The organism is Natronomonas sp., assembly GCF_036625485.1.
GTDB lineage: Archaea > Halobacteriota > Halobacteria > Halobacteriales > Haloarculaceae > Natronomonas.
The window spans coordinates 22,107-30,460 of record NZ_JAZKTR010000008.1; the positions used below are offsets into that span (position 1 = coordinate 22,107).

Here is an 8,354-nt window from a genome sequence, read left to right on the forward strand (position 1 = left end):
AGTAGAATGTCCGAAACGGAATCATCCGTCGAGTCCCTGCCCCCGAGCGCGAAACTCGTTTATAAGACACTCGAGTACGAGGGCTCGCTCACCCAGTCGGAACTCGCCGAGGAGTCCCTTCTTCCCCAGCGGACGGTTCGCCACGCCCTGAAGAAACTCGACAACGCCGGTGTCATCGAGGAATCAGTCTACCTGATGGACGCCCGCAAATCGACCTACACCGCCCTCGAATCGAACGCCGAAGCGCCCACCGCCTGATACCGTCCGAGTTCGACCACGAACCATTTTTTGACCCCCCACCGTGGGGTCGGATATGCAGCGCCCCCGTGTGATGGCGACCAGCAAGACCGCCATCCGTCTGCTCTCCATCCTGGTTTTACTGTTGGTCGCGGTGACGCTCGCCCACGCCGCGACGACCGGCCTCTCTACCCAGACCGCCGCCGAAGTGCCCGAGGCACCGCCGGCCGACAACGTCACGGTCGTCACCGAATCCGCCCGCGCCGGCACGCTCATCGCCTACGCGCCCAACGGGAGCGTCCTCTATTACAACAACAGTCGGACGAAGTACTTCGACGTCGATCCCGTCGAAGGCAAATCGATGACCGTCGAGTACGTCGCGACCGACACCATCCACAGTCAGGGCCCGACCTGTAGCGACCCGCCCTGTGCCTACAACACCCTCGAACGCGCCAACCTCTCGACCGGCGAGGTGACCGAACTCTACGGCCGCTACGATTACAAGGAGACCGCTGGTGAGTGGCACGACGCCGACCGCATCGACGACGAGCGGGTCGTCATCTCCGACATCGTCGACGACCAGGTCTTCATCGTCAACACCGAAACCGAGGTCGTCGAGTGGCTCTGGGACGCCCAGTCGGAGTACTCCGTCGAAGGTGGTGGCCCCTATCCCGAGGACTGGGCCCACATCAACGACGTCGAGGTCCTCGATGACGGCCGCATCATGGTCAGCCTCCGCAATCAGGACCAGGTCGTCTTCCTCGACCGCGAGACCGGCCGCATCGACGACTGGACGCTCGGCAGCGAGGACGACTACGAAATCCAGTACGAACAGCACAACCCCGACTACATCCCCGAGGAACGCGGCGGCCCCGCCGTCGTCGTCGCCGACTCCGAGAACGGCCGCGTCCAGGAGTTCCAGCGCGTCGACGGCGAGTGGGAGCGCAGTTGGCAGTGGGCCGACGACCGCATCCAGTGGCCCCGGGACGCCGACCGCCTCCCCAACGGCAACACGCTCATCGCCGATACCCACGGCAAGCGCGTCCTCGAAGTCGACGAGAGCGGCGATGTCGTCTGGCAGGTTCCGGTGAGCCATCCCTACGACGTCGAACGACTGGGCACTGGCGACGAGAGTTCGGGCGGCGAAAGCGCCCAGTCCCTCGGCCTCGAATCCCGAACCGCTGACGACGCCGCGACCGACGGGTTCAGCCCGCTGGCACCCCTCGCCGCCGCCGTCCACGCCGTCGTTCCCCATCGCGTCATCAACGGAGTCCTCTACGTCGGACCCGCGTGGATGGGCCGCGTGGAGTTCTTCGCCGTCGGCGTCGGCGCGCTCGTCGCCCTCGGCTGGCTCGGTGCCGAAATTCGCTGGCGGTTCCCCGCTATCAGCATCCGGTCGCCGTTCTATCGGAAAGAGTAGAACGGTCACTCCAGTCGTTCGACGTCCGTCGTCAGTTCGTCCTCGACGTCCCCGGTGTTTTGCGTCCCGCTCGGCTCGAACAGCAGGATCTCCGCTTCGTCGTCGGCGACTGGCCGATGTTCGACACCACGCGGAACGATGACGAACTCGCCTTCCTGCAACACGACGTCCGCTTGCTCTCGGAGCTCGATTCGTAGCTCTCCCGATACCACCAGAAAGAGTTCGTCGGCATCGTCGTGCTCATGCCAGACGAATTCGCCCTCGGCTTTGGCGAGTTTGACCGCCTGGCCGTTGAGTTCGCCCGCGAGGCGCGGCGACCAATGCTCGTCGAAGGACCCGAACGCGCCGTCGAGATCGACCTTCTCCATATTATGTCTCGGAAACGTGGCGAAGGACTTCCGTGTATCGACCGAGATGTGGACAGCCTTTCGGAGTGAAACAGGTGTGAAATCCCACCGAGTCGTGCGAGCAGGCAGGACCAAAAAAAGCGGGCGTGACGGGAGTGAGCAAACATAGATCGACCAGCGAGGGCGTGACGGGAGTGAGCAAAGCCTCCGGCTTTGCGAACTACGCCACGGCCGCGAGCGAACGAAGTGAGTGAAGCGGACGTGGCGGGATTCGAACCCGCGCTCTAGAGGTTAGGAACCTCTCGCCGTAGTCCACTAGGCCACACGCCCTACTATCGAAGGAAAAGCGCGCTGCCCAAAGTCGGGCGTCAGTTGGTCTCTTCTTCGGGTTCCGTCTCGGTCTCGACGGACTCGGTGTCGGACTCCGACTCGGATTCGGCATCCGCGATCTCGTAGTCATCTTCCTCGTCGTCGACCGAAGTGCCGGCCTCTTCGGTGGTTTCGCCGGTCGCGCCATCGCGCATATCCTGCAGTTCCTGTTCGACTTCCTCACGGCCCTTCTGGAACTCGCCCATCGCCTCGCCGGTCGAGCGGGCGAGTTTCGGGATCTTGTTCGCGCCGAACAGCAGGACGGCGATCAACAGGATGATGAGCAGTTCGGGACCACCCGGAAGCCCGAACTGCAGTGGGGTCAGGTCTATCATCGTGTTCGTGGCTAGCCCAGACGCGATTATAGGCTTTTTCCTCGCTCCCGCGAAAAGAGACGTTTCGTTCGGACGTTCGAGCTTCGTTCAGACGTTCGAGCGTTCGGCATCGCCAGCAGGTTCGGCTTCCTCGACGTCGTCGGCGTCGGTTTCGGGGGCCTCCTGCATCTCCTCGAGTTCCTCCTCGACTTCCTGTCGCCCTTTCTTGAACTCGCCAGTCGCCGACCCCATCGACCGCGCGAGGTCAGGCAGTTTGCTGGCACCGAAAAGCAGGATCAACACGAGCGCGACGAGCCCGAGTTCCATTGGTCCAAGCCCGCCGATGAACAGTAGCGTTTCCATATCTCCCCGTTCGTGGCACCACTTGTAGGCCTTTCGCCGCGCCCGCCGGAAGCCACACCTTCAAGCCGCCGCCACCACTGTGGACTGATATGGTCGATGTAGGCGACAACGCACCCGAGTTCACGGCACCGATGGCACACCCCGACGGCGACATCGAGGAGGTCGCCCTATCGGACCTCACCGAAGACGGCCCCGCCGTGTTGGCCTTCTTCCCCGGGGCCTTCACGAGCGTCTGTACCAGCGAGATGGTCACGTTCCGCGACCGCCTCGAGAACATCACCGAGGCCGGCGCCGACCTCTACGGCGTCAGCATCGACACGCCGTTCGCGCTCGGCGAGTTCGCCGACGTGAACCAGCTCAACTTCCCGCTCATCAGCGACTCGAACAAGGAACTCATCGACGCCTACGACGTCGAGATGGACTTCGAAGCGCTCGGACTGTCCGGCGTCGCCAAGCGCGCCGTCTTCGTCGTCGACGAGGACGGGACGGTCACCTACGCGTGGGTCTCCGACGACCCCGGTGTCGAACCGGACTACGAGGACGTCGAAGCCGCCGCAGCCGACGCATAAGGGCGGGCGTTTTTTCTCGCCGGCGTACCTCTCACCCACATGAGCAGTGACTCCGAGACCGCCAACGGGCGGATCTACGACCCCGACGGCGACCACGCCTTCCCCGACGAGCGTCTCAACGAGACGCTGGAACTCCTCCGAAGCGACGACGAGGTGACGGCGTATCTCGAAGCCCAGAACGTCAATCCGGTCGCCCGGAAGGGGTTCAACGACCACGGAACGAAACACATCGAAATCGTCCGCAATCGTGCACTCTGTCTGTACGACCTGCTGAAGGCTGGCGGCGTCGGGTTCAACGGCGCCACCCAGCAGGGACTCGAGGAAGCCGACGAGGCCGTCATCATCGTCTTAGCCGCGACGCTACACGATATCGGCCACGTCGTCCACCGGGACGAACATCCCTACTACTCCATCCCATTGGCGGCCGATATCCTCGACCGCCTGCTTGGCGAGTTGTCCTTCTACGACACCGCCGAGACCGTCCGGATGAAAGGCGAGGTGCTACATGCGATCCTCTGTCATCACACCGAAGAACAACCGCTGACCCACGAAGCCGGCGTCGTCCGCGTCGCCGACGCGCTGGATATGGAACGCGGACGCTCGCGTATCCCCTACGAGGAGGGCGGCCGCGGCATCAACACCATCTCCAGTCGCGCCATCCGGAAGGTATCGCTCCAGACCGGCGAGGAGACGCCGGTACTGGTCGAAATCGAGATGACCGACGCCGCTGGCGTCTATCAGGTCGACGAACTCCTCAAGCACAAACTCCACGACTCCCGCATCGAGGAGTACGTCCGAATCGTCGCCATCAACACGCGAGGCGATGGCGACGAACTGGTAGAACGAATCGAGATGTAACGCAGTTCACGACTGCATCCGGAAGCCGCTTCCGCGAAGTTCCGTCTCCGCGTCGCCGATTTCGGCCTCGCAGGTGAAGACCGCACGAATCGTGTTGTAAGCCTGGTTCTCGTGCATCTCCGGGTCCAGAGCGAAGACGCCCAGCATCTCCGCCGACCGGATGCGCGCCGTGAAGACGTGCAGGAACCGGAACATCGTCCGGGTTTCGGCGTACATCAGCGCCGTCGACACCGAGGCGAAGCCGACCCGCGTCGGGACCGAATCGCCCCACTCCTCCACCAGTTTGGCGAACTCGAGGCTGATGCCGGTCAGGTCACCGGGCGAACTCAACTGCCGAACGTCCACGTCCTCGACCGTCGTATCCTGGCTCGTACAGTCGATGATACCGATCTTCTCCGGGTCGACACCGCGGTCGAGGAGTTCGTCGGCGACCTGGTCAGCGGTCTTGTTCGTCGTGATGACGATACATCGCTCGTCGCCCGCTGGGGCGACCGCATCAAGGAGTTTCGCGTCGGTATCGACAGACGAACCGGTCAGCAGGAGGCTCGTCCCGGGGTCGAACGAGACGCCGTTTCCGAGTTCGTCGACACGATACACTATCAGTCACCCCCATCGTTGGCCGTATCGGCCGCACCGCCCCCGCCATCTTCGTCTTCCGCCTCGATATCTCGAACCATCGCGACGAACTCGTCGCCTTCGATGTCCGGCAGCGTGGTACCGATATCAGACCGGAGTTCCGCGATGCGGTCTTCGAGTTCGGCGAACTCGTCGCTTTTGGCCAGTTCCTCTTCCGGTTTCGTCGACAGGAGTGCCGCCTGCTTGGAGACGAGCGCGTAGAGTTCCTGTTCGAGGCCGGCGAACTGCGAGCGCCCCAGCAGACGCTCGACCGTCCGAAGTAGCTCCTCGCGTTCCACGGGCTTGGTCAGATAATCGTCGAAGCCCATCTTTATAACGTCGAAATCCGGCTCGACGGCGGTCACCATCGCGACTTTGGCGTCCGGAATCCGATCTTGAGTCACCTCCAGCACCTCGTCGCCGCTCATCCCCGGCATCAATCGGTCCAGTAGAACGACGTCGACATCCTCGTCCATCTCCTCGATGGCCTCCTCGCCCCCCTCGGCAGTCCGGACGTCGTAGTCGTCCTCCAGCCACCGCACATAGAGTTCGATAAGCGCCCGCTCGTCCTCGACGACGAGTATCGTCGGTTTGTCGTCCTCTGTCATTCGGTTATCCTGTATTCCCCCGGAGGGGTTCTATAAGTTGGCTTCGGTGTACACATCAATACGGCCGAAAGCCGGGTGGTCTTGGTTCAAAACGACTCGACCGGAACGCCCAACGCTTCGAAATCCGAGACGTTGTCGGTCAGCACCGCATCATCGAAACGGTCAGCGACAGCTGCAACCATCGGGTCGATACTGTCGATACCTGCAGCGCCGACCGTGCCCCCGTTTCCGAGGTCGGCATCGGCGGCCAACTGCCCCGCGCGACGAGCGATCTCCCGATTTATTTCCACGGGCGGATACAGATTCCAGACGTTCCGTACCCGGCGCTTTTCGGCCTCGGAACCGGTGCAGGCGACCCCGTATTCGAGTTCCTGAATCACCGGAACCGGCACCCACTGCGTCTCACCCGATTCGACTAATTCGACACCTTTCCGAAAGGCGCACTCGTCGTTCTTGCCGAGCGCGACGAGATAATTCGTATCAAGAATCATCCATCCGCTCCACGATGCGGCGGCGACTCTCGACATCGCGTTCCGCCTTGGCTTCGACGTGCTCGTGGATGGTTTCGGCCGTCTCCTCGGAGAGGAAGCCGGCCACCGATTCCGGATGTGGCCCGCCGATGAGCCGCCGGAGTGTGTCCTCCATCGTCTCGTCGTCCCGCTTGTGGGCCTTGACGAACTCCCTGAACTCCTCGGAGACCCGGATGGTCGAGGCCATGTCGTATATTCGGATATGCGAATTTAAAAGGTTAGTGGAGATATATCGATCCGTCTTTCGTGACGCCAGCGAAACTCGATAAGTGGACGTCAATTGCTACTTGGAGGCGCTCCAAATCGTTTCGAATCTACGTGATTGGAAAGGGTAGAGAGACGAATTCTTAGACCGTTTCGCTCCTGTTCACCAAGTTTCCATTACGGCCATAAACCCGTATCTCGACCTGTACGGGTTCACCGGTCTGATCGGAATCATCTGGGGCGTATAGAAGGTCCCGTTATCTTGGGCACCGACGAGATTGTGTGTGGAATTAATGATAATACCACCACTACTGTTCGTGACACCTACCTCAATGTAATCCAGCCCTGCTCCTCCATTGTCCTCTACGTCGTAGCCAAAGTCGCGATAAACGCCTCCGTATTCGACGACCGTGGTCGGAGCGTTTTGGTATTCGTTGTAATTCGGCCGATATTCGAGGCGTTTCGTCCGTAGGCCCGTTATCGAACCGTCGATGTATTTCCGAGTTACGTCGTCCGTAGCCCTAACGTTCTGAATACTAGCCGTTCTCCGCTCTGTGGTCCGAATCTCCCCGGACGGGTTTCCAGGGTTGAAGAACAACAATCGGGAGGGGTAAGTCGTTCCCATCTGGACGTTAACCGTTTGTGGGTCACCTGTTCGTGCCACACTTGACGAAGCTTCGTGGAAACCGACCAGGTCGCTTTGAACCTCCAGGTGGTGATTGTATTCTACTTGCTCGTTCGCAGCCGGTATCGCCTGTGTTTGCATAACCGCTAGCAACGCTATCAACACGCCGAACACGAGAATCGCGCCGACGACCTCCGATACGCCTCTGGTGTCGTTTCTGGTTTAGATGAGCATGAAGACCACGAGGGTGATGGTCACGAGGCCGATACTGTATTTCAGCCCCGCGAGGACGTTGTTCTCCGCGAGTTTGCCGGCCAGCAGGCCGCTGCCGATGCCCTGGATGAGCGCCGAGTGGAAGAAGACCGTCCGGTAGATGTCGACCGGGACGGTTCCGACGTTGATGACGCCACCAGCACCGCCCGCGGCGGCGTTCTGGCCGGCGCCCTCGGCGGCCGTCGTCGTCAGTTGGCTGATCGGCGTCAGATAGCTGGTATCCAGCATGACGACGACCGCGAGGTAGACGAGGAAGCCGATGATGACGATGGCCGTGTAGGCGCTCATCTCGCTGCGGCGCTTGCGTTCGATCTGGTGGCGGTTGCGGGTGTCCTCCGCGGCGATAGAGATGATCTCCGAGAGGTCACCGGAGGAGTAGTTACCCTTTGCGATGAGCTTCATCGTCCGGGTGACCTGCGGGACGCGAAGGCGGTTAGCGAACTGCAACAGCGCTCGTTCGATGTCGTGATTCCAGCGGATGTCGTTGCGCACCTTCCGGAGTTCCTCGGCGAGTTCGCGACCGCTCCACCCGCGGTCGTCGGCGATCTCCTGTAACACCTGGGAGTTGTTCACACGCTGGATGGTGTCGGCCTCGGCGTCGCGGTCGAAGATGTCGATGGCGCGGATGGAATCCTCGGCGTCGCCGCTGGGCAGGATCTCGGTCATGCGGAATTTATCGTTCGTTCTCGACCCGGGTAGCCGACCCAAAGGAAAATTGACTTAAACGGAGACGGCGAAAATCCACTCGCTTGCGCGGTTGGTCTAGCGGTATGACTATGGCCTTCCAAGCCATCGACCCGGGTTCAAATCCCGGACCGCGCATATTCCTGCCGACCAAACGCCAGGAGCGCTGAGCGACAGCGAAGCACTGCTGGCTTCCCGTGAGGCGGACGCGACCCCGGTATCGGGTCTCGGTGTGGTTTCCGACCGGCGTCACTCAGCTTCGACGACCGCATAGCAGTTCCCGCTCGATATCCACGAGCGTTCGACGGACAGTGCGCTCGCTTCGAGGTCCGCATCGA

The 8,354-nt window shown here is 61.6% G+C and carries 13 protein-coding genes and 2 tRNA genes; 5 read left to right on the forward strand and 10 right to left on the reverse strand.

What is annotated here, in order from left to right:
• Positions 1-6 precede the first annotated feature (6 nt).
• Both V5A53_RS01920 and V5A53_RS01925 read left to right on the forward strand, forming a co-directional pair.
• Entirely contained in the window at positions 7-258 is a 252-nt protein-coding gene (locus tag V5A53_RS01920) for a winged helix-turn-helix domain-containing protein (RefSeq protein ID WP_332311870.1), read from the forward strand.
• A 55-nt stretch (positions 259-313) separates the two neighbouring features.
• Entirely contained in the window at positions 314-1,657 is a 1,344-nt protein-coding gene (locus tag V5A53_RS01925) for an arylsulfotransferase family protein (protein ID WP_332311871.1), read from the forward strand.
• A gap of 5 nt (positions 1,658-1,662) precedes the next feature.
• Here the strand turns inward: V5A53_RS01925 and V5A53_RS01930 are convergent, their stop codons facing one another.
• The 4 genes from V5A53_RS01930 to tatA form a co-directional block, all read right to left on the reverse strand.
• Positions 1,663-2,025, reverse strand: coding sequence for a cupin domain-containing protein (locus V5A53_RS01930; RefSeq protein ID WP_332311872.1), 363 nt, complete (start codon positions 2,023-2,025; stop codon positions 1,663-1,665).
• Between the two features lie 235 nt (positions 2,026-2,260).
• Positions 2,261-2,334, reverse strand: a tRNA-Arg gene (locus V5A53_RS01935).
• Between the two features lie 38 nt (positions 2,335-2,372).
• Entirely contained in the window at positions 2,373-2,708 is a 336-nt protein-coding gene (locus V5A53_RS01940; protein ID WP_332311873.1) for a twin-arginine translocase TatA/TatE family subunit, read from the reverse strand.
• Between the two features lie 87 nt (positions 2,709-2,795).
• Positions 2,796-3,050, reverse strand: a complete 255-nt coding sequence (gene tatA / locus V5A53_RS01945; RefSeq protein WP_332311874.1) for a twin-arginine translocase TatA/TatE family subunit — start codon at positions 3,048-3,050, stop codon at positions 2,796-2,798.
• Between the two features lie 89 nt (positions 3,051-3,139).
• Between tatA and V5A53_RS01950 the strand changes: the two genes are divergently transcribed.
• Together V5A53_RS01950 and V5A53_RS01955 are read left to right on the forward strand one after the other, a co-directional pair.
• On the forward strand, positions 3,140-3,619 hold the full coding sequence (locus V5A53_RS01950) for a redoxin domain-containing protein (protein WP_332311875.1): 480 nt from the start codon (positions 3,140-3,142) through the stop codon (positions 3,617-3,619).
• Positions 3,620-3,658: 39 nt separating this feature from the next.
• Positions 3,659-4,477 (forward strand): HD domain-containing protein, encoded by an 819-nt coding sequence (locus V5A53_RS01955; RefSeq protein ID WP_332311876.1) that lies wholly within the window; start codon positions 3,659-3,661, stop codon positions 4,475-4,477.
• Between the two features lie 6 nt (positions 4,478-4,483).
• Here the strand turns inward: V5A53_RS01955 and V5A53_RS01960 are convergent, their stop codons facing one another.
• From V5A53_RS01960 to V5A53_RS01985, 6 genes are all read right to left on the reverse strand, one after another.
• Entirely contained in the window at positions 4,484-5,074 is a 591-nt protein-coding gene (locus V5A53_RS01960) for a DUF7504 family protein (protein ID WP_332311877.1), read from the reverse strand.
• A 2-nt stretch (positions 5,075-5,076) separates the two neighbouring features.
• Positions 5,077-5,700: a response regulator gene (locus tag V5A53_RS01965; protein WP_332311878.1), complete on the reverse strand. Its 624-nt coding sequence runs from the start codon at positions 5,698-5,700 to the stop codon at positions 5,077-5,079.
• An 86-nt stretch (positions 5,701-5,786) separates the two neighbouring features.
• Complete coding sequence (locus V5A53_RS01970; RefSeq protein WP_332311879.1) at positions 5,787-6,191, reverse strand: PIN domain-containing protein; 405 nt, start codon at positions 6,189-6,191, stop codon at positions 5,787-5,789.
• Positions 6,181-6,417 carry a hypothetical protein gene (locus V5A53_RS01975; RefSeq protein WP_332311880.1) on the reverse strand — a complete coding sequence of 79 codons (237 nt, stop codon included), beginning with the start codon at positions 6,415-6,417 and terminating at the stop codon, positions 6,181-6,183. Before V5A53_RS01975 ends, V5A53_RS01970 begins: the two co-directional genes overlap by 11 nt.
• Positions 6,418-6,597: 180 nt before the next feature.
• Positions 6,598-7,233, reverse strand: a complete 636-nt coding sequence (locus V5A53_RS01980; RefSeq protein WP_332311881.1) for a hypothetical protein — start codon at positions 7,231-7,233, stop codon at positions 6,598-6,600.
• Between the two features lie 48 nt (positions 7,234-7,281).
• Positions 7,282-7,998 carry a type II secretion system F family protein gene (locus V5A53_RS01985; protein ID WP_332311882.1) on the reverse strand — a complete coding sequence of 239 codons (717 nt, stop codon included), beginning with the start codon at positions 7,996-7,998 and terminating at the stop codon, positions 7,282-7,284.
• Between the two features lie 85 nt (positions 7,999-8,083).
• Between V5A53_RS01985 and V5A53_RS01990 the strand changes: the two genes are divergently transcribed.
• Positions 8,084-8,154, forward strand: a tRNA-Gly gene (locus V5A53_RS01990).
• The last annotated feature ends 200 nt before the right edge of the window (positions 8,155-8,354 follow it).

What these genes read in the sequence shown, in the direction of transcription:
- V5A53_RS01920 (WP_332311870.1), top strand. Translation starts at nt 7, where the DNA reads ATGTCCGAAACGGAATCATCCGTCGAGTCCCTGCCCCCGAGCGCGAAA.
- V5A53_RS01925 (WP_332311871.1), top strand. Translation starts at nt 314, where the DNA reads ATGCAGCGCCCCCGTGTGATGGCGACCAGCAAGACCGCCATCCGTCTG.
- V5A53_RS01930 (WP_332311872.1), bottom strand. Translation starts at nt 2,025, where the DNA reads ATGGAGAAGGTCGATCTCGACGGCGCGTTCGGGTCCTTCGACGAGCAT.
- V5A53_RS01940 (WP_332311873.1), bottom strand. Translation starts at nt 2,708, where the DNA reads ATGATAGACCTGACCCCACTGCAGTTCGGGCTTCCGGGTGGTCCCGAA.
- tatA (WP_332311874.1), bottom strand. Translation starts at nt 3,050, where the DNA reads ATGGAAACGCTACTGTTCATCGGCGGGCTTGGACCAATGGAACTCGGG.
- V5A53_RS01950 (WP_332311875.1), top strand. Translation starts at nt 3,140, where the DNA reads ATGGTCGATGTAGGCGACAACGCACCCGAGTTCACGGCACCGATGGCA.
- V5A53_RS01955 (WP_332311876.1), top strand. Translation starts at nt 3,659, where the DNA reads ATGAGCAGTGACTCCGAGACCGCCAACGGGCGGATCTACGACCCCGAC.
- V5A53_RS01965 (WP_332311878.1), bottom strand. Translation starts at nt 5,700, where the DNA reads ATGACAGAGGACGACAAACCGACGATACTCGTCGTCGAGGACGAGCGG.
- V5A53_RS01970 (WP_332311879.1), bottom strand. Translation starts at nt 6,191, where the DNA reads ATGATTCTTGATACGAATTATCTCGTCGCGCTCGGCAAGAACGACGAG.
- V5A53_RS01975 (WP_332311880.1), bottom strand. Translation starts at nt 6,417, where the DNA reads ATGGCCTCGACCATCCGGGTCTCCGAGGAGTTCAGGGAGTTCGTCAAG.
- V5A53_RS01985 (WP_332311882.1), bottom strand. Translation starts at nt 7,998, where the DNA reads ATGACCGAGATCCTGCCCAGCGGCGACGCCGAGGATTCCATCCGCGCC.